This window comes from Arthrobacter paludis (assembly GCF_056782315.1).
In genome coordinates, this window is record NZ_JBXAEW010000005.1 from 170,565 (window position 1) to 190,265 (window position 19,701).

The following is a 19,701-nucleotide window of genomic DNA, read 5'->3' on the forward strand; positions in this document are numbered from 1 at the left end:
CCGCTCGCTCGCACTTGCCACTGGTCCTCCTGCTGCTGGGGAGCCGCCGTCCGCGGGCGCCCTTCGGGAACGGGTGATCGACTGTGACTCGCGTCACCGTCAGGGCCGACCCTACGTCCGTTCCGGCGGAATGTGTGCGCCGTTGCCGCACCAAGACCGTGCGAATCGGCGCGCGGGCCGTGCGTTGACGCACGACGGCCATCGCATTGATACACGCAAACGTGTATCGTCGGGGGCATGGACACCGCCACCGCCGCACCGGCCCCCGGGCAGACCCCCGCCGCGCCGGCCACCGCGCTCGCCCGGCTCGGCCATGCGCTCTCCGACCGGACCCGCACGCGCATCCTGCTCGCCCTGCGCCTGGCCCCCGCGACGCCGTCGGAGCTCGCCGACCGGCTGGGCGTCTCCCGGCAGGCGATGTCCAACCAGCTCGCGTGCCTGCGCGGCTGCGGTCTCGTCGAGACCGAGCGGCGGGGGCGCAACACGTGGTACCGGCTGACCGGCGAGAGGCTCGGCCCCGCCCTCGGGGAGCTGCTCGCCCTCGCCGCCGACTTCGGCCCCGCCTGCCACTGCACGGAAGGCTGCCAGTGCCCATGACCTCGACGCCCGCCGTCTTCTCGCGCCCGACGCCGGCCCGCCGCGCCGTCCTCGAGCGCCGCATCCGCTGGGTCGTCGCCGGGACCATCGCCTACAACGCGGTCGAGGCCGTCGTCGCGCTCACCGCGGGCAGCATCGCCTCCTCGGCCGCGCTGGTCGGCTTCGGGCTCGACTCCGTCGTCGAGGTCCTCTCCGCCGCGGCCGTCGCCTGGCAGTTCGCGGCCCCGGACCCGCACCGCCGCGAGCGGGCGGCGCTGCGGCTGATCGCGTTCTCGTTCTTCGGGCTGGCGCTGTTCGTGTCCGTCGACGCGGTGCGCACCCTGCTCGGCGCCGCGGAGCCGGACCACTCCCCCGTCGGCATCGGCCTGGCCGCGGTGAGCCTGGCGGTCATGCCGCTGCTGTCCTGGTTCGAGCGGCGCACCGGGCGCGAGCTCGGCTCGGCCTCCGCCGTCGCGGACTCGAAGCAGACGCTGATCTGCAGCTACCTCTCGGCCGTCCTGCTGGCCGGCCTGCTGCTCAATGCCACGCTCGGGTGGACGTGGGCCGACCCGGTCGCCGCCCTCGTCATCGCCGCGTTCGCGGTCCGGGAGGGCCTCGAGGCGTGGCGCGGGGACGCGTGCTGCGCGCCGGCCGCGGCGCTGCTCGCTGACGACGGCGGCGGCCCCGGTTGCGCGGACGGCTGCTGCCCGCCGGAGGCCCGGTAGCGCCGCCGTCGTCGGCGCCTAGAGGTCCAGCCGCAGGGGGCAGGTGCCGCGCGCCCGGGACACGCAGATCATCATCGTCTCGGAGGCCTCCTTCTCCGCGTCGGAGAGCAGCGTGTCGCGGTGGTCGACCTCCCCGGCCAGGACCGGGGTCTCGCACGTGCCGCAGATGCCCTCCCGGCAGGAGTTCAGCGGCGCGTAGCCCCGCGCCTCGAGCGCCTGGAGGATCGTCTGGTCCGGGCCGACCTCCACGCGCGCCCCGTCGTTGAGCTCGACCGTGAACGCCGCGTCCGCGCCGGCGTCGGCGCCCGCACCCGGCGCCGCGGGGGCGGCCGGGTCGGCGACGAACCGCTCGAGGCGCAGGGCGGACGGGTCGGGCCATCGGGCGGCGCCGCCGGTCAGCGCGGAGAGCAGCCCGCCCGGCCCGCACGCGTACGCCAGGCCCCCGGCCTCGGGCTGGGCCAGGTGCGTCGAGAGGTCGAACAGGCCGTCCGCGTCGTCGGCGTGCACCCGCGCCCGCGGCCCGAGGGCCTCGACCTCCGCCAGGAACGCCATGCTCGTCCGGCTGCGGCCGAGGTAGTCCAGGGTCCACGGGACGCCCCGCGCCGCGGCCTCCCGCACCATCGAGAGGATCGGCGTGATCCCGATGCCGCCGGCCAGGAACCGGTACGAGTCGGCCGGCTCGAGCGCGAAGTTGTTGCGCGGGCCGCGCAGCCGCACGGTGGCGCCGGGCCGCAGCCGGGTGTGCACGTGCTCCGACCCGCCCCGGGACCTCGGCTCGCGCAGGACGGCGACCCGCCACGGCTCCCCGGGCCGCGAGCACAGGGAGTACTGGCGCACGAGCCCGGGCCCGAGCTCGACGTCCAGGTGGGCCCCCGGTTCCCACGCGGGCCAGGGTTCGCCGTCCGTTGGCTCGAACTCGAGGGAGAGGACGCCGTCGGCCTCCCAGCGGATGGAGCGGACCAGCGCGTCGCGCAGCGGGCCGAGCCGGCCCGCGGCGCCCGCCTCGCGGTGCTCGTCGGTGAGCGTCATGGTGTTCCTTTCACACGGGTGCCGGTCAGCGGCCGACGGAGGAGACGAAGTGGCGGGTCCGCTCGTTCACGGGCGCGTCGATGACCTGCGCGGGCGGGCCCTGCTCGACGACGACGCCGTCGGCCATGAACACGACGCGGTCGGCGACCTCCCGCGCGAAGCCCAGCTCGTGCGTGACGACGACCATGGTCATGCCCGAGGCGGCGAGGTCCTTCATGACCTTCAGGACCTCCCCCACGAGCTCGGGGTCGAGCGCGGACGTCGGCTCGTCGAAGAGCATGAGCTTGGGCTCCATGCACAGGGCCCGGGCGATCGCGACGCGCTGCTGCTGCCCGCCGGAGAGCTGGCGCGGGTAGGCGCGCTCCTTGTCGGCGAGGCCGACAGCCGCCAGGTAGCGGCGGGCGCGGGCGACGGCGCTGGCCTTGCCCTCCCGCTTGACCTGCCGGGGCGCCTCGATGAGGTTCTCCAGGACGGTCATGTGCGGGAACAGGTTGAAGTGCTGGAAGACCATGCCGATCTCGGTGCGCTGGCGGCAGACCTCCCGGTGCGGCTGCTCGTACAGCGCGTTGCCGCGCTGGTTGTAGCCCATGATCCGCCCGTCGACGCGCATCCGGCCGCCGTTGACCGACTCGAGGTGGTTGATGCAGCGCAGGAACGTGCTCTTGCCCGAGCCGGACGGGCCGATGAGGCACACGACCTCGCCCGGCTCGACGGTGAGGTCGATGCCGCGCAGCACCTCGAGGTTGCCGTAGGACTTGTGGATGGACCGGGCCTCGACCATGGGCGTGCGGAGGGCCGCGGGGGCGCTGGTGCTCATCGGGTCTCCTTGGCGGCGGGGCGCGGGGCGTGGGTGCGGAAGGAGGCGCGGAGCGCCTGCCAGGGGGTCGGCGGCAGCTGGCGGCTGTTGCCGCGGGCGAACCGGCGCTCCAGGTAGTACTGCCCGATCGACAGGACCGTCGTGGCGAGCAGGTACCAGAGGCTGGCCACGATGAGCAGCGGGATCGTCTCGAAGTTCCGCGCGTAGATGATCTGCGAGCTGTACAGGACGTCCGGGACGGAGATCACGGAGACCAGCGCCGTGGTCTTGAGCATCCCGATCGTCTCGTTGCCGGTCGGCGGGATGATGACCTTCATGGCCTGCGGCAGGACGATCCGCCACATCGTCTTCAGCCTCCCCATGCCGAGCGCCTCCGCCGCCTCCGCCTGCCCGGAGTCGACCGAGATGATGCCGGCGCGGACGATCTCCGACATGTAGGCGCCCTGGTTCAGGCCCAGCCCGAGGATCGCGGCGGTCATCGGGCTGATGACCTGGTTGGCGTCCAGGGCGACCCCCGGCAGCCCGAACGTGATCACCGGGTACAGGGCCGCCAGGTTGAACCAGAACAGCAGCTGCACCAGCACCGGGGTGCCGCGGAAGAAGTACACGTACGCGGCGGAGGCCCCGGCGACGACCGGGTTGCGGCTGATGCGCATCACGGCGAGCAGCACGCCCAGCGCGACGCCGATGACCATGCTGACCACGGTGAGCTGGAGCGTCACGACCATGCCGTTGACGATCGAGAAGTCCCGGATGTAGGCCGCGACGACGTCCCAGCCGAAGTTGGGGTTCGTGAACACCGACTTCAGCACGAGCGCGGCCAGGCCCAGGACGAGGCCCGCCGCGATCCACTGCCACGGATGGCGGGCCTTGACGACGTGCAGTTCGTCGACGGGCTCCCGGGCCGCGGCCTGGGCCGCGGTCCGGGGGGTTTCGGTCTCGGTGGACATGCCCGCGCTCCTACTTGGAGTACTTGGCGAAGCCGGCGGCATCGATCTGCAGGCTCTCGGGCAGCTCCCACTGCGCGTAGAGCTCGTCGTAGGCGTCCGTGCCGACGAGGTCCTCCATCGCGGCGCTCAGGGCGGGCCCGAGGTCGGAACCCTTCTCGACGGCCATGCCGACGCCGGTGGGCTCGTAGTCCTCGCCGGCGGCGACCTCGAACTTCCCGTCGGCCTGCTGGCCCTGGTAGGCCAGGGACGTGCTGTCGGAGAGGATCGCGTCGACGCGCCCGGAGAGCAGGGCCAGGTTGGCGTCCGACTGGCCCGGGAAGGTCTGGATGTCGATGGGCTTCTCCCCCGCCGCCGTGCAGCGCTTGGAGAACTCCGGGCCCTGGGACAGGGCCTGGATGGAGCCCTTCTGGGCCGCGATGGACTTGCCGCAGAGGCTGTGGTCCGTCAGGGCCAGGCCGTCCGGGTTCCCGGTGGGGACGCCGAGCCCGGTGCCGCCGGCCATGTAGGGCACGAAGTCGACGGCCTTCTGGCGCTCCGGGGTGATCGAGAAGGAGGAGACGCCGACGTCGTACTTGCCCGAGGTCAGCCCCGGCAGGATCGTGTCGAACGTCGCCGCCGTGTGGACGGGCTCCAGGCCAAGGGACGCGGCCACCGCGTCGGTGAGGTCGATGTCGAAGCCGATGAGGGTCTTGTTGTCGGCGGCCATGTACTCGAACGGCGGGTAGGTCGGGTCGGAGGCGAAGACGAGCGTGCCGCGCTCGCGGATCTCCTCCGGCAGCAGGGCCCGGGCCTCCTCGTTGACCGCGACGGACGCGGCGACGCCACCGGTGGCCGGGGCGGACCCGCCGGAGCCGGACGCGGCGCCCGAGGCGGAGCCGGCTTCGGCGGAGGCGTTGGTGCAGGCGGAGGCGCCGAGCAGGGTGAGCGCCGCGAGGGACAGGGCGGCGGTGCGCTTCAGGATCGACATGGGGAGGCCTTTCGTCGTTGAACGGCGTACTGAACGGGTGGTGTGGGTCATGGCGGTGGTGCGGGTGGTGCGGTCGTGCGGGTGGTGCGGTTACGGCACCCAGCGCAGGGCGCGCGGGGCCGTGGGCGCGAGGACGAACAGCTTGGCGCTCGACTCGCCGCCGGCCAGGGAGACGCGCAGGGTCTCGTCGTCCTCCCCCTCGAGGACGAAGACGTCGCCGGGGCGGATCCACCGCTCCCAGGGCCCGTCGGCCGCGGCCACGAGGGCCTCGCCGGCGAGGACCGCGACGACGAGGACCTCGCCGGAGGAGCGCTCCACGGTCCCGGTGTGGTGGCCCGCGTAGGTCTCCTCGCGGTGGACGACGTAGCTCTCGTCCGTCGCGGCGACGGCGCGGGGGCCGCCGTCGCCCGGCTCGAGGGTGACGCTCCAGCGCCACGGGTCGCCGCGCTCGGCGGTGTCGGGGCAGGCGGCCAGGACCCGGCTGCCGTCCGGGGCGGGGTCGGCCAGCCCGAGGGCGTTGGCCCTCACCAGCATCCACATGGCGGGCCCCTACCGCGCGGCCGCGGCCGGCTCGGGGCGGCCCGCCGCCGCGGCGGCCGCCTCGCGGCGGAGCAGGGCGGACATGACGCGGCGGGCCTTGGCGACGCCGCCGTCCTGGGCGATGAGCACGTCGAACTCGCCGGCGGGGCGCTCCTGCATGCCGGTCTCCTGGGCCTCCAGCGCCTCGGCGTCCTCCTTGAGCACCAGGGCGAGGCCCTCCTTGAGCTGCTCGGTGGCCTCCGTGTTCTCGACGGCGAAGTTGCGGGAGAACGCGTAGTAGTACCAGGAGTTGTGCGCATCGATGGGCGTGATCCCGTTGAGGACCTTGATGAGGTAGCCCTCCTCGCGGGGGCGGCCCTCCCCGGTGATGCCCGAGTGCAGCACGTGCAGGTTCGGCACGAAGAACTCGGTGCAGTGGAAGCGGTCGTAGCTGCCGCTGATGCCCATCGTCTCGGCGTACAGCGGCGGGGCCTCCACGGAGGGCATGAGCCGGTCGACGCTGACCGTGTTGCCCTCGACCTCCACCGTGATCCCGTGCTCGTAGATGTAGTCGTCGCCGACGGTCGTCTTGTGCAGGAAGGACTCGTGGGTCAGGTCCAGGAGGTTGTCGTGGATCAGGTCGGCGCGGCACTTGAAGTGGACCGAATGGGTGACGGTCGCCCACTCCGGGTCGACCATCCAGTGGGTGTCCGGGATGTCGGAGGGGTCGGCCTTCTCGGCGTCGCCGGTCCAGACCCAGATCCATCCGTCCTTCTCGTGCAGCTGGTAGCTGCGCACGCGGGCCCGCTCCGGGATGGTCGTCTGCGCGGGGACCTTGGTGCAGGCGCCGTCGGGCCCGTAGGTGAACCCGTGGTACCCGCACTCGATGGAGTCGTCGATGCAGCGGCCGGCCGAGAGCGGGAACGCGCGGTGCGCGCAGCGGTCCGCGAGCGCCACCGGCGCGCCGGCGCGGGTCCGGAACAGGACCATGGGCTGCTCGCAGACGACGCGGCGGACGGGTTGGCGCATGACCTCGTGCGACCAGGCCACCACGTACCAGGTATCGAGAACGTACATTTCGCTCCTTGTTCGGCACTTCCTCGGTGAAGTTGTATGCACCGTATACAGTGGATAATGTGGTGTCAATCACTCTGCGTTTCGGTCTCCTGAACGGGCCGCTTCACAATGGAGGCGGACGGCGCGGGCGAAGGGACCCTCGCCTGACGGGCAAGGACCGGACGAGGAAGGGAACGGCATGGAGGAACACGGGAGTCCGGGGCTGCCGCTGGCGGCCCGCGTCTACGCGGGGATCAGCGAGGACATCGTCGCGGGCAAGCTCGCCCCGGGCACGCCGCTGGTGCAGGAGCAGCTGGCGGTGCGCTTCGAGGTCTCCCGCACCCCCGTGCGGGACGCGCTGACGCAGCTGACCACGGACGGCCTGGTCAGGCTCGTGGCGAGCAAGGGCTACTTCGTCAACGACCTCTCGCGCGACGACGTCAGCGACGTGTTCGCGGTGCGCTACGTCCTGGAGTCACTGGCCCTGCGGGAGGCGTTCGGCCACCACACCCCGCGCCAACTGCACCAGCTGCGGATGCTCGCCACCGAGACGGAGCTGGCCAGCCCGGAGGACGGCGCCGAGGTCTTCGAGATCTCGTTGGGCTTCCACCGCGCCCTCATGGAGCCGTGCCCCAACGCGTACCTGCTGGAGGTCCTCGCCGGCGTGTGGGCCCACCCGATCCAGCGCCGCATCACCCTGACGTACCGGCCCGGGCCGGAGCACATCAAGCGCATCGCCTCGGACCACCTCGCCATCGTCGCGGCCCTCGAGGCCGGGGACCTCGACAAGGCGCTGGCCGTCCTGCGCGACTGCCACGACCCCGACGACCAGCGCGGGGCGCCGCTGGCGACGTAGCCGGTGCCGGCCGCGCCGCCGGCCGCGCGGTCGCCCACGGGCGGGCCCGCCTTCCCCGCGCCACCCGAAGAGCCCCGGGACCCCGGTCCCGCCGAGAGCAAAGGAGCTCCCGCATGTCAGAACAGTCCACCCTCGCCCCCGCCTCCGCCGTTCCCGCGGCCCCGGCCGGCCTGCTGGCCGACGCCGAAGCGCTGGCCCCGGAGCTGGTCGGGCTGCGCCGCGAGGTGCACCGCCACCCGGAGCTCGGGCTCGACCTGCCCGTGACGCAGGCGGCCATCGTCCGCCGACTGGAGGCCCTGGAGGGCGTGGAGATCACGACGGGGACGCGGCAGTCCTCGGTCATCGGGGTCATCCGCGGCGGGGCCCCGCACGACGGCGAGCGCCCGGTCGTGCTCCTGCGCGGTGACATGGACGCCCTGCCGGTGGTGGAGGAGACCGGGCTGGAGTTCGCCTCGGAGGTCCCGGGACACATGCACGCCTGCGGCCACGACCTGCATGTCGCCGGACTCTACGGGGCGGCCCGGCTCCTGCACGCGCGCCGGGCCGAGCTGGCCGCCGACGTCGTCCTCATGTTCCAGGCGGGCGAGGAGGCGTACCACGGGGCGCGCTACATGGTGGAGGACGGCGTCCTGGACGCGGCCGGGCGCCGCGTCGACGCCGCGTACGGCCTGCACGTCTTCTCGGCCACGTACGAGTCCGGCGTGTTCTACTCCCGTCCCGGCGCGCTGATGGCCGGGTGCGAGGAGTTTTTCGTGACCGTGCACGGAGCGGGCGGGCACGGGTCGGTCCCGCACCTGGCCCAGGACCCGGTCCCGGTGGCCGCGGAGATGATCGTCGCCCTGCAGACGCTGGTCACGCGCGGGTACAACGTCTTCGACCCGGTGGTCGCGACGGTCGGGCGCCTGGAGTCGGGCACGGCGGGGAACATCATCCCGGACACGGCGACGTTCGACGTGAGCCTGCGGCTGTTCTCGCCCGAGAACAAGCGCAAGCTGCTCGCCGACGTCGCGCGGCTGGTCGAGGGCATCGCGGCGGCGCACGGGCTGCGCGCCGAGTACACGCTGGCTCCGGACTACCCGGTGACGGTCAACGACGACGCCGAGCACCGCTTCGCCCGCGACACGGTCACCGGCCTGCTCGGCCCCGAGTCGTTCCGGGAGCTCGAGTTCCCGATGACCGGCTCCGAGGACTTCTCCCACGTGCTCAACGAGGTCCCGGGCGCGTTCCTGACGCTCGGGGCGCGGATCGGGGACTCCACGGAGACGAACCACTCCCCGCGCGCGGACTTCGACGAGGCGGTGCTGCCGCGCGCCGCCGCCGTGCTCGCCGCGCTGGCGCTGGGCCGGCCGGCCTGGCGGGACGCGGAGTAGCCGGCCGGCTCGAGTCCGGCGGGGGCGGTGGCAGCCAGCCGTGGCAGATTGTTCGTAGTTCACGCCCAGCGCGCCGAATCGTTCTTGGTTGCGGCCGCCATCGCCGAATCGTTCTTAGATAGAGCCCGCAAATGTCCCCATTCCCGGCAATATCTACGATCGATTCGTCAATCACGGCATGAGCTAAGAACGATTCGAGCGCCGGCGGCACGAGCTAGGAACGATCCGGGCGCCGCGGCATGACCTGAGAACGATCTGTCCCGGGTCGGGCCGGAACAGCGGCCGGCGGCGACGTGATGCCCGTCCCGGGCCGGTCCTCGACGCGCCTCCGGGGACGCGGTCCGCCGCCCCAGCGGTTCAGGCCGACGGCGGCGCCAACGCCGGCCAGACCGGCCGCGGCAGCAGGGCCTCCATGGCGGCCCCGATGCGGAAGACCATGGCCTCGTCGAAGGGGTGCCCCACGACCTGCACGCCGGTGGGCACCCCGTTGCCGGCGGTCCCGCTGGGAACGGCCAGGACCGGGCACCGGTTGGCGACGTTGAACGGACTGGTCAGGTGCGCCTCCCAGTAGTGGCCCAGGTGGCGCCCGTCGGCGTCGATGCCGTCCAGGTAGTCGCCGTCGGCGTCGAGCATGGTCACGGCCGACGTCGGGCAGATGAGGGCGTCCAGCCCGCGCATGGCCTCGGCCAGTTCGGCCTGCAGCCGGGCGTCGAGGGCGAGCGAGTCCGGCAACGGATGCCGGGCGGCGGCCGCCTCGGCGTCCCGCATGAACCGCAGCGTGTAGGCGGCCAGGTGCTCCTCGGTGCCGGCGGTCTCCGCCCGCATGGCAGGGCCCAGGAGGTTCCCGAAGTGCGCGAAGATCGTCTCCGCGATCCGCTCCGTCGTCCACGGCAGCTCCACGGGGACGACGGCGGCGCCCGCGTCCTCGAGCGCCGCCACGACGGCCATCGTGTTCGCGGCGACCTCGGGGGCGACCGGGTAGTCCCCGAGCGTGACCGAGTACCCGATCCTCAGGCCGGCCAGCCCGACGCCGGGCTCCCCCGACCGGGCGGGGCCGGCCCCCGGCACGGTCGGCCCGGCCAGCGGCGGCGTCGCCGTCGGGCCCCACGAGGTGTGGTCCGCGGCGTGGCGCCCGGACATCACGGACGCGAGCAGCGCGGCGTCAGCGACGCTGCGGCCCATCGGCCCGTCGCCGCGGTACCAGTCGCCGGAGAGCGGCGGCAGCCCGGGGATCCGGCCGTAGGGCGCCTTGTACCCGACCGTCCCGGTGAATCCGGCGGGGATGCGGGTGGAGCCCGCGATGTCGCTCGCGGTGGCCAGGGTCGCCATGCCGGCCGCCAGTGCCGCACCGGCCCCGCCCGAAGACCCGCCCGGCGACGCCGCGGGGTTCCACGGGTTCCGGGTGGTGCCCCACATCGGCGAGTGCGTCACGGTGGCGCAGCTGAACTCCGGGGACGTGGTGCGGGCGTGGACGATCCCGCCGGCGGCGAGGATCCGCTCGACCACGGGGTGGTCTGCCGCCGCGATCCGCCCGCGGTGGGCGTGCAGCCCCTGTTCGATCCGGCGCCCGGCCAGCGCGTGCTTTTCCTTCGTCGCTACCGGCAGCCCGAGCAGCGCCGGCGGCTCCTCCCCCGTCCGGACGCACCGCGCGTAGCGGTCCGCGGCGGCGCGGGCGGCGGCCAGCGCCTCGTCGAACAGCGTCTCGGTGAACGCGTTGATCCCCGTCTCCCGGTCCCCGTTGACCGCCTCGGCCCGGCGGACGACGGCGCCGACGAGCTCCACCGGGGAGAGGTCCAGGGAACGGAACCGCGCCAGCGCCTCCGCGGCCCCGAGGTAGGCCAGCCCCGCGTCGCCGTCTGGCGAGCCGGCGGCCACGGTCGGGGCGGGAACCGTCCGGGGCTTGCCCGCCGCGCGGTCGCCGCCGGCGCGGGCCGTCGGGGCGGCGGGTTCCGGCGCGGCGACGTTGCCGGCGGTGGCGGTCATGCCGGCGCCTGGGTCGCGAGGGGTGCCTTCCCGGCCGCGGTGCCGCCGCCGGCCCGGCCGGCCGTGGCCGCGGCGCCGCCGTCGTCGTCCGCCAGCGCCCCGTTCACCAGCTCCCACACGACGCCCGCCAGGGCGTCCACCCCCGCGACCATGTCCTCATCCGTGGTGAACTCCCGCTCGCAGTGCGAGACCCCGTCGATGGAGGGGATGAACATCATGACCGTGGGGACGATCCGGTTCATGGCGACCGAGTCGTGCCCGGCCATGGTCCGCAGGCGCCGGACCCCGAGTCCCAGGTTCGCCCCGATCTTCTCCGTCAACTCGAGCCCGGCCTCCGGGTAGTACTGGTTGTCGCGGACGTCGAAGTCCTGGACGTTGATCCGGATGTCGTGCTCGCGGGCCACTGCGGCGATGTCCTCCAGCAGCGACGCGCGGGCCGCCTTGACGGTCTCCGGGGACGCCGAGCGCAGGTCGGCCACGAGGTGGACTCGCCGGGCGACGACGATCGGCGAGTTCGGCTCGAGCGTCAGGCGGCCGACGGAGGAGACCAGCGCCTCCTCCTCGAACTTCCGCACCACCTCGTGCACGAGCAGCACGACCTTGGACGCGGCGACGAGCGCGTCGTGCCGGTCGGCCATCGCCGTCGCGCCGGTGTGGGACTGCTCCCCCAGCACCTCGATGTCCAGCTTCTGCGTGTACCAGCTGAAGTCGACGGCCCCCAGGGGGTAGCCCTCCCGCTCGAGGATGCGGCCCTGCTCGATGTGGATCTCCGCGTACCCGGCGGCCTCGGGCCGCGGGTCGGTCCCCCGGTAGCCGATGGCGTCCAGGGCGTCGGCGACGCTCGTGCCATCCAGGTCGGTGACGGCGAGCATCTGCCCCTCGTCCATGAGCCCGGCGAACACGGAGCTGCCCATGATCGAGGGGGCGAAGCGGCCGCCCTCCTCGTTGAACCAGTTGACGACGGCGAGGTTGTGGCGCGGCGCGGCCCCGCCGTCGGCCCGCTCCGCCGCGACCCGCTCGTCCAGCCGGGCCGCCGCGTGCAGCGCGGCGACGACGCCGTAGGCGCCGTCGAACCGGCCGCCGAGGGGCTGGCTGTCCAGGTGCGACCCGGCCAGGACGTACGGGGCGCCCGGCGTCCACTCGAGCAGCGCGAACATGTTCCCGATCCCGTCCACGCGCACCTGCCAGCCGCGCCCGCGGGCGAAGTCGGCGAACCAGTCGCGGGTGCGCCGGTCCTCCTCGGTGGCGGCCTGGCGGTCCACCCCGTGGGCGGGCGTGGCGCCGATCGCGGCGACGTGGTGGAAGTCGGTCAGGAAGTCCTGGGCGTCCATGGGGCGGCTCCTTGGGCTAGTGGATGGCGTGGCGGGTCTCGGGGACCCGGGTGAGCGTGAGCAGGGCGAGGACGACGGCGGCGGCCGCGGCCATGTAGTACCCCGGCGCGGCCGGGACCGACGTCTGCGCGACCAGCGCCGTCCCGATGAACGGCGCCGTCCCGCCGAAGACCGCGTAGGCGACGTTGTAGCTGACGGCCGCGGAGGTGAAGCGGGTGCGGGTCGTGAAGATCTCGACGAAGAACGTGTAGCAGCCGCCGCCGTACACGCAGAGCGGGACGACGAAGAGCAGCTGCCCGAGGATCGCCAGCCCGAGCGAGCCGCTGGTGACGAGCGTGAAGCACGGGACGGCCAGGACGGCGATGGCCAGGGACCCGGCGATGAGCATGGGCTTGCGGCCGAACCGGTCGCCGAGGATGCCGCCGATCGGCAGCAGCAGGGCGTAGAGGGCCATGGCGGCGGCGTTGGCCAGCAGCGACTGCTCGCGGCCGAGGTTGCCCGTGGTCTGCACGTAGGAGACGAAGTAGCCGGAGAGGAAGTAGAAGCCCATGGCCGTCAGGCCCATGACGAAGATGACCTGGAGCATCCGGACCTTGTTCTCGCGGAAGGCCTCCGAGATCGGGCTGTATTCCTTGGCGGACTCCTTGGCCAGGACCTGCTTGAACGCCTCGGACTCCTCGGTGCGGCTGCGGATCCACAGGCCGAAGAACGCCAGCGGCAGGGCCAGGAGGAACGGCAGGCGCCAGCCCCAGGCCTCGAAGGCCTCCGCCGACATGGACTGCGAGAGGACCAGGATCAGCGTGCCGCCGAAGACGGAGGGCAGCGCGGTGGCGGCGAGCGTGATGTTGAGCCAGAAGCCGCGGCGGTGCAGGGGCGCGTGCTCGAACACGAACGCGGGGGCGCCCACGGACTCGCCGCCGGCCGAGAAGCCCTGGACCATGCGGCACAGCACCAGCAGGGCCGGGGCCGCCGCGCCGATGGCGGCGTGGGTCGGCAGGACGCCGATCAGGGCGGTGGCGGTGCCGATGGACAGCAGGGTGATGTAGAGGACGCGGCGGCGGCCGATCTTGTCGCCCAGGGCGCCGAAGAACAGGCCGCCGAGCGGGCGGACGAGGAACGCGACGCCGAACGTCGCGAACGTGGCGAGCAGGCCGGCCAGCGGGCTGGAGCCGGGGAAGAACAGCTCGGACAGGACGACGGCGGAGAGGCCGTAGAGGGTGAAGTCGTAGAACTCGATGAACTGGCCGACGCTGCCGCCGGCCAGCACGCGTTTCTGCATGCCGTTGGCGTGGCGGTGGCTCTCGACGGAGGCCGCGGTGGCCTCGGTGCTCTGGCTCATGGGTGCTCCCTGGTCACGCGCGGCCGGGGCGGCCGCTGCGGGTGGGCGGGCGGTGGGTGGTCCGGGGCCGGGGCCTCCGGGCTCCTTCCATGGTTGTGGCTCAAGTCACTCGAGTCCAATGAAGATGTCCACTGGTTCCCATCGGAAAAAACGATGGGAACGAGGCTGCGCGGCCTGCCTCCCGGTCCCGGCCGTCCCGGCGGGCCCGGCCGTCGGTCAGCCGGCTTGCCGCCGCTTCCGGCGGGGCCCGCCGTCGGCCAGCTCAGTCCGCGGTGCCGTAGAGCGCCTGCACCGTCGCCGCGAAGGCCCGCGCCTTGGCGCTGGACCGGGCATCCGGCGGGTATGCCAGGAGCGCGCGGATCGCGGGCAGGTCGTCCGTGAGGGCCAGCGGAACGACGCCGCCGCCGGTGTACGTCGCCTGGTGGGAGATCCACTGGTTGAGGATGGAGTAGCCGTGGCCGCGGCCGACGAAGGAGCGGACCGTCTCGTAGCCGGACGCCCGGTGGCGGATGCGCGGGTGGATCCCGGCCAGCTGGAACAGGCTCAGGAAGTACTCGCGGGTGTGGGGCAGATCGAGCAGAATCAGCGGCTCGTCGGCGAGATCGGCCAGGGCGACCGCTCCCCCGGGCACGCCGGCGAGGCGGTGGCCCTCCGGCACGATCACGTGGGGCGGGATGAGCTCGACGAGCTCGCGCTCCAGTTCGGGGTCGAGCCCGATGTCGTACATCAGGGCCAACTCGCACCGCCCCTCAAGCAATGCGCGGCGCAGCGTCTCCTGGTCCCCCTCGAGGAACGTGACCTGCACGTGGGGGTGTTCGCGCTCGAACTCCTGCAGGATCACGGGCGCGCGGAACGGGGCCAGCGGCGAGAAGATCCCGACGACGAGCGGCCCGGACAGCCGCCCCTCCTCCTCCCGCACGGCCTGCTGGAGCAGGTCCGCACCTTCGAGGAGCTCGGTGCAGCCGCGCAGCAGGCGGCGGCCGGCCGGGGTCAGGGCGAGCCCGCGCCGGGGCAGCCGCGTGAACAGCCGCACGCCCAGCTCCCGCTCGAGCTGGGCGATGGCGGCCGAAAGCGTCGACTGCGTGACGCTCAGCGCCTGCGCCGCGGCCGTCATGTGCTCCAGGCGCGCGACGGCCTCGAAGTAGCGCAGCTGGACCAGGGTGAAGTTCTTGCCCATCGCCCCATCCTGCCAGCCACGGCGGCATCAGCCTCCCAGGACAGCGGCGGCCAGCCGCCGACCCGGGCATCAGCCGCCCGGCCCCGGCCACCACCCGCTGCCGGGGCCCGCTGCTGAATCGTCCGTCGTTAGTTCCCTATTCCGGGAATCGTGTGGAGGTAATCCACGAAGCCGGGAATCGTTCTGAGGTCATGAGGGAATATGGCCGGATCCGCCCGAATAGCTGCGAACGATCGCCGGATTTGCCGAACAACTACGAACGATTCCGAGACGGGCGGCCCCGCGGGACGCCCTCGCGCCAAGCGCGCCCTCGGGGCCCCTCGAGCAGGGCGCCGCCGTCGTCGTCCAGCGGCATGCCCGCGCCGCCCGCCACGGCCCGCCCGCCTAGAACGGGTACGGCGCGATGTCCGGCCGCACGGTCAGCCACTGCACCTCGGTGAAGGACTCCATGTTGGCCGCCGCGCCGCCGACGCGCCCGCCGTTGCCGGAGTCCCGGACCCCGCCGAACGGCGAGTTGGCCTCGTCGGAGACGGTCTGCTCGTTGATGTGCACCTTCCCGGACTCGACCCGGTCCGCGACCTTCATCGCCAGCCCGACGTCCCCGAGGATCGCCAGGGACAGCCCGTAGCTGGAGTCGTTGGCCAGGGCCACGGCCTCGTCGACGCTGCCGACAGGGCGGACCGGGGCCACGGGCCCGAAGATCTCCTCGCGCCAGGCCTCGTGCTCGTCGGCGAGGTCGGTGAGGACGGTCGGGTGGTAGAACAGGCCGTCGCGCACGGACCCGCCGGCGGCGACCTTCGCCCCGGCGGCGACGGAGGACTGGACCATCCCGTCGATGCGGGCCAGCTGCCGCCCGTCGATGATCGGCCCGATGGCCACGGTCCCGGACTTCGGGTCGCCCATGGGCAGGTTCCGCGCCTTCTGGGCGAGCGCGTCCACGTAGTCCCCGTACACGTCGCGGTGCACGATGTGCCGGCCGGTCGCCATGCAGATCTGGCCCTGGTGCATGAAGGAGCCGAACGCCGCCGCGGACGCCGCCTTGGCCACGTCGGCCCCGGGCAGCACGATCATCGCGCTGTTCCCGCCCAGCTCCAGGTGGGCGCGCTTGAGCAGCCGCCCGCACGTCTCGCCGATCTTCCGGCCGGCCGCCGTCGACCCCGTGAACGCGACGACGCGCACCTCGGGCGCCTCGACGACGGCGGCGCCGGTCTCCGCGCCGCCCGGCACCAGGTGCAGCAGCCCCTCGGGCAGCCCGGCCTCCTCGAAGATCCGCACGATGCTCACGCCGGCGCACACTGTGGTGCGCGGGTCCGGCTTCAGCAGCACCGCGTTCCCCAGGGCCAGCGCGGGCGCGACGGCGCGGATCGCCAGGATCAGCGGGAAGTTGAACGGCGCGATCACGGACACGACGCCCACCGGCCGGCGGCGCGCGAAGGACCACCGCTCCTCGTTGGTGGTCAGGACCTCGCCGGCGGGCAGGCCGGGCAGGGCGGAGGCCTCGAAGCACTCGTTGGCGGCGGTGTGCGTCTCGAGGCTTGCCTTGGCGGGGATCCCTCCGCCCTCGCGGACGATCCAGTCGCCGATCTCCTCGGCGTGCTCCTCCCAGAGCAGGCCGGCCCGGCGCAGCACGGCCGCGCGCTCCTCGGGTTTGCGCGCGGCCCAGTCCTTCTGGGCGCGGGCCGCCGAGGAGGCGGCGCGGGCGACGTCGTCGGCCGACGCCACGCCGAACCGGCCGAGCGTCTCGCCGGTGGCCGGCTCGACGGCGTCGTGGGTGCCGCCGGAGCCGGCGGTCCAGCCGTCGAGGAAGATCTTGCCGTCCCAGATCGACGGGTCGAGCAGCGCCATGGTGGGTCCCTTCACTGGTGGGGTGGGTCTGGTGCCGAGGCTACCCGGCGCCCGCGGCGCCGTACACGGGTCGGGCGGTGGCGGGGCTCGAACGACGGCGGCGCCGGGCCGGCCCCTACACGGCGGGCGAGGCCAGCACGGCCCGGGCGAATTCGGCCTCGACCCGGTCCTGCCACGGGTGCGTGCGCCGCCCGCCGGCTCGCTCGACGTCCAGCCCGCACCGCAGCCCGAGCCACCGCTCCGGGACGGCCCGGGAATCGTCGGCGCGGATCGGCTCCCCGTCCGGGTACTCGTAGCCGATCAGGTCCAGGCCCTCGTTGATGGCGCGCTTCGTGCGTTCCCAGTTCGGGCGCTCCTGGGCCGCCGCGGCCAGGACGAGGAGCATGTGGACGTCCCGCACGTAGTCGGTCCGCAGGCCGGACAGGGCCCGCCCGGCCAGGTGCGCCCAGAGGTCGGCGTCGGAGCGGACCGCCTTCCGGCCCGCGGCGGTGGCCACGAGGCGCTTGCCCGCGCGCCGGACCAGCCCCGCCCCGGCGGCGGCCCTGCGGAACACGAGGACGCTGCGCACGTCGCGCTCGCGCTTGCCGCCGAACGCGACGGTCTGTTCGTCCTGCCACCCGAGTGCCTCGATAAGCGTGCGCAGCGCGGCGGGCGTGAGGTACGCGGCGTCGGTCATCGGCAGGCCGTCGCCGTCGCACGCCTCCACGAGCCGCCGGAACGGCTCGACGGCGGGGCCGAACCCGTCCGGGGGCGCGGGGGCCGCGCCGGGGGCGAGCGGGTCGACACCGGCGCGGTGGAGGGCGGCCGCGAAGAGCGCCGCGGGGTACGGAGGCAGGCCCGCCAGCCAGTCCGCGGCGACCGACGGGGACGTTCCCCGGGGGAACAGCGAGCGCGCGGGACGGCCGCCGGCGTCGGGACGGGCGGAGACGACGGCGGCGCGCGGGTCGGGCCCGGAGACCTCGAACCGCACGGCGGCGTCGGCCTCCGCGGCGTCGAAGCGCTCCGGTTCGAACGGGGTCCAGGGCCCGTCGTGGTCCGCGAGCCATTCGGCCTTGAGGGCACGGTCGGGGTCGTCGGCCCCGCCGCCGCGGTGGATCTCGAGCATCCCGGCCCAGCCGTCGACGCCGCCGGAGTCCTCGAGCGGGCAGGCCCCGGCGCCGTCGAGGACGGCGGCCTCCGGCTCGCCCGGCGCGGCGGGGCGCGTGGAGACCTGCTGGAGCTCGTGCAGCCAGCCGTCCCCGAAGTCGTACTCGTACCAGAGCGTGCCGCCGGCGAGGGCGAGGGCCCCGGCCACGGTCTCGGACCGCTCGTCCCGGCCCTCCATGCCGTCGGCCAGACTGTCCTGCATCTGCCACGAGACGGCCTCGGCGAAGCCGTGGACGGAGGGGTCCCGGTCCAGGAACTGGTGCAGGTGGGAGTCGGTCCACCCCATGGCCGTCTGCAGGACGCGGTGGAAGCGGTCCAGCGGCAGGGCGCCGTCGACCTCCACCAGGCGCCAGACCTCCGGCTCGGCCCCGGTCAGGGAGACGTGGACGGTGTGCACGGTGCGCTCGGGAGCCATACCCCTATCCTGCGGGTTCCGGTGGCGCCCTGCCGAATCCGCGCCCGTGGGCCCGCACGGCAGCCCGGTCCCGGCCGCGCGCCGGGGACGGCCGGGACACCTTTGCGCGGCGGGCCGGGTCCGCAGCGGCGTGTCTGGCGGGGACACGCCGCGCGCGGGCCAGGTTCGGGCCGCGCGCGGCGGACCATGTGTCCCGGCCGTCCCCGGCAGGCGCGGGAGCTACCCCACGTGCCGGTCCGCGGCCTCCAGAGCCGCGTCGATGACCTCCAGCCCCCGCCGCGCATCCTCCTCGGAGACGTTCAGCGGCGGGCACACGTGGATCCGGTTGAAGTTGGCGAACGGCAGGACGCCGCCGGCCTTGATCGCAGCCAGGGTCTCCCCCATCGCGGGCGACGAGCCGCCGTACGGGGCCAGCGGCTCGCGCGTGGCACGGTCCTTGACCAGCTCGATGGCCCAGAACGCGCCCAGGCCGCGCACGTCGCCGACGGACGGGTGCCTGGCGGCGATTTCCGCGAGCCCCGGCCCGAACACGTTCTCGCCCAGCCAGGCCGCGTGCTCGACCATCCCCTCGTCCTCCATCGCGTTGATGGTCGCGACGGCGGCGGCGCACGCCAGCGGGTGGCCGGAGTAGGTGAGCCCGCCGGGGTAGGCGCGCTTCCCGAACGTCTCGCGGATGGGGCCGCTGATGACGACGCCGCCCAGCGGCACGTACCCGGAGTTCACGCCCTTGGCGAAGGTAATCAGGTCCGGGGTGACGCCGAAGTGGTCGACGGCGAACCAGCGCCCGGTCCGCCCGAACCCGGCCATGACCTCGTCGGCGATGTACACGATCCCGTACTTGCGGGTCAGCTCCCGCACGCCGGCCAGGTAGCCGGGCGGCGGCACGTAGATCCCGGCGGTCCCGGGGACGGACTCGAGGATCACGGCCGCGATGTTGTCCGGCCCCTCGAGCACGATCGTGTCCTCCAGGTGCCTCAGCGCGCGCTCGGTCTCCTCCTCGGGCGTGGCCGAGTGGAAGTAGGAGCGGTACGGGTAGGCGGGCAGGAAGTGCACGACGCCGCTGGTCGCGTCGTCGATCGGGAAGCGGCGCGTGTCGCCGCTCGTGTTGACCGCCAGGTTCGTGCCGCCGTGGTAGCTGCGGTAGGCGGAGAGCACCTTCTTCCGGCCCGTGTGCAGGCGGGCCATGCGGATGGCATGCTCGACGGCGTCGGCGCCGCCGTTGGTGAAGAACACGTGGTCCAGGCCCTCCGGGGCGAGCCCGGCGATGAGCCGGGCCGCCTCGGAGCGCGCGTCGTTGACGTGCGCCGGCGCGACCGTGCACAGCTTCGCGGCCTGCTCCTGGATGGCGGCCACGACGCGCGGGTGCTGGTGGCCGATGTTGGTGTTGACCATCTGGGAGGAGAAGTCCAGCAGCCGCCGGCCCTCGCCGTCCCAGACGTGGGAGCCTTGTGCCCCGACCACGGTCATCGGGTCCAGATCGTCCTGCGCGGACCAGGAGTGGAAGACGTGGGCGCGGTCCAGCTCGCGGGCGCGGCGCCCGGCGGCCAGGTCCTCCTCGGTGGGGGCCCAGGCCCCGGTGATGGTCTCGGTCATGGTGGTC

General features: G+C 73.7%; 17 protein-coding genes. 4 read left to right on the forward strand and 13 right to left on the reverse strand.

The features are described from left to right. Positions 1 to 237: 237 nt before the first annotated feature. Together AC1Q5D_RS06155 and AC1Q5D_RS06160 are read left to right on the forward strand one after the other, a co-directional pair. A complete protein-coding gene (locus tag AC1Q5D_RS06155; RefSeq protein ID WP_481737689.1) occupies positions 238 to 597 on the forward strand; it encodes an ArsR/SmtB family transcription factor in 360 nt (119 codons plus the stop codon). Then, the gene (locus AC1Q5D_RS06160) at positions 594 to 1,301 is read left to right on the forward strand and encodes a cation diffusion facilitator family transporter (RefSeq protein ID WP_481737690.1); all 708 of its coding nucleotides are present in this window, start codon (positions 594 to 596) and stop codon (positions 1,299 to 1,301) included. Before AC1Q5D_RS06155 ends, AC1Q5D_RS06160 begins: the two co-directional genes overlap by 4 nt. Before the next feature lie 18 nt (positions 1,302 to 1,319). Here AC1Q5D_RS06160 and AC1Q5D_RS06165 read toward each other — a convergent pair whose 3' ends face one another. From AC1Q5D_RS06165 to AC1Q5D_RS06190, 6 genes are all read right to left on the reverse strand, one after another. Continuing rightward, positions 1,320 to 2,330, reverse strand: coding sequence for a PDR/VanB family oxidoreductase (locus AC1Q5D_RS06165; RefSeq protein ID WP_481737691.1), 1,011 nt, complete (start codon positions 2,328 to 2,330; stop codon positions 1,320 to 1,322). A 25-nt stretch (positions 2,331 to 2,355) separates the two neighbouring features. After that, entirely contained in the window at positions 2,356 to 3,147 is a 792-nt protein-coding gene (locus AC1Q5D_RS06170) for an amino acid ABC transporter ATP-binding protein (RefSeq protein ID WP_481737692.1), read from the reverse strand. Then, positions 3,144 to 4,097 carry an amino acid ABC transporter permease gene (locus AC1Q5D_RS06175; RefSeq protein ID WP_481737693.1) on the reverse strand — a complete coding sequence of 318 codons (954 nt, stop codon included), beginning with the start codon at positions 4,095 to 4,097 and terminating at the stop codon, positions 3,144 to 3,146. The genes AC1Q5D_RS06170 and AC1Q5D_RS06175 overlap by 4 nt, the downstream gene beginning before the upstream one ends. A 10-nt stretch (positions 4,098 to 4,107) precedes the next feature. Then, a complete protein-coding gene (locus AC1Q5D_RS06180) occupies positions 4,108 to 5,064 on the reverse strand; it encodes an ABC transporter substrate-binding protein (RefSeq protein WP_481737694.1) in 957 nt (318 codons plus the stop codon). Positions 5,065 to 5,154: 90 nt separating this feature from the next. Further along, positions 5,155 to 5,598: a hypothetical protein gene (locus AC1Q5D_RS06185; RefSeq protein WP_481737726.1), complete on the reverse strand. Its 444-nt coding sequence runs from the start codon at positions 5,596 to 5,598 to the stop codon at positions 5,155 to 5,157. Positions 5,599 to 5,613: 15 nt separating this feature from the next. Then, a complete protein-coding gene (locus tag AC1Q5D_RS06190) occupies positions 5,614 to 6,660 on the reverse strand; it encodes a Rieske 2Fe-2S domain-containing protein (protein WP_481737695.1) in 1,047 nt (348 codons plus the stop codon). A 178-nt stretch (positions 6,661 to 6,838) separates the two neighbouring features. Between AC1Q5D_RS06190 and AC1Q5D_RS06195 the strand changes: the two genes are divergently transcribed. Next, positions 6,839 to 7,495, forward strand: a complete 657-nt coding sequence (locus tag AC1Q5D_RS06195) for a GntR family transcriptional regulator (RefSeq protein ID WP_481737696.1) — start codon at positions 6,839 to 6,841, stop codon at positions 7,493 to 7,495. A gap of 113 nt (positions 7,496 to 7,608) precedes the next feature. Beyond that, positions 7,609 to 8,865: a M20 metallopeptidase family protein gene (locus AC1Q5D_RS06200; protein WP_481737697.1), complete on the forward strand. Its 1,257-nt coding sequence runs from the start codon at positions 7,609 to 7,611 to the stop codon at positions 8,863 to 8,865. A gap of 357 nt (positions 8,866 to 9,222) precedes the next feature. On the opposite strand, the gene AC1Q5D_RS06205 is transcribed toward AC1Q5D_RS06200, so the two are convergent. The 7 genes from AC1Q5D_RS06205 to AC1Q5D_RS06235 form a co-directional block, all read right to left on the reverse strand. After that, positions 9,223 to 10,848: an amidase gene (locus AC1Q5D_RS06205; protein WP_481737698.1), complete on the reverse strand. Its 1,626-nt coding sequence runs from the start codon at positions 10,846 to 10,848 to the stop codon at positions 9,223 to 9,225. Next, positions 10,845 to 12,179, reverse strand: a complete 1,335-nt coding sequence (locus AC1Q5D_RS06210) for a M20 family metallo-hydrolase (RefSeq protein ID WP_481737699.1) — start codon at positions 12,177 to 12,179, stop codon at positions 10,845 to 10,847. The genes AC1Q5D_RS06205 and AC1Q5D_RS06210 overlap by 4 nt, the downstream gene beginning before the upstream one ends. A gap of 16 nt (positions 12,180 to 12,195) precedes the next feature. Further along, positions 12,196 to 13,518, reverse strand: coding sequence for an MFS transporter (locus AC1Q5D_RS06215; protein WP_481737700.1), 1,323 nt, complete (start codon positions 13,516 to 13,518; stop codon positions 12,196 to 12,198). 262 nt (positions 13,519 to 13,780) lie between these two features. Beyond that, entirely contained in the window at positions 13,781 to 14,695 is a 915-nt protein-coding gene (locus AC1Q5D_RS06220; protein ID WP_481737701.1) for a LysR family transcriptional regulator, read from the reverse strand. A 384-nt stretch (positions 14,696 to 15,079) separates the two neighbouring features. Next, a complete protein-coding gene (locus tag AC1Q5D_RS06225) occupies positions 15,080 to 16,540 on the reverse strand; it encodes an aldehyde dehydrogenase family protein (RefSeq protein WP_481737702.1) in 1,461 nt (486 codons plus the stop codon). A 115-nt stretch (positions 16,541 to 16,655) separates the two neighbouring features. Then, positions 16,656 to 18,101 carry a plasmid pRiA4b ORF-3 family protein gene (locus AC1Q5D_RS06230; protein WP_481737703.1) on the reverse strand — a complete coding sequence of 482 codons (1,446 nt, stop codon included), beginning with the start codon at positions 18,099 to 18,101 and terminating at the stop codon, positions 16,656 to 16,658. A 219-nt stretch (positions 18,102 to 18,320) separates the two neighbouring features. Beyond that, positions 18,321 to 19,694, reverse strand: coding sequence for an aminotransferase class III-fold pyridoxal phosphate-dependent enzyme (locus AC1Q5D_RS06235; protein WP_481737704.1), 1,374 nt, complete (start codon positions 19,692 to 19,694; stop codon positions 18,321 to 18,323). Positions 19,695 to 19,701: the final 7 nt, after the last annotated feature.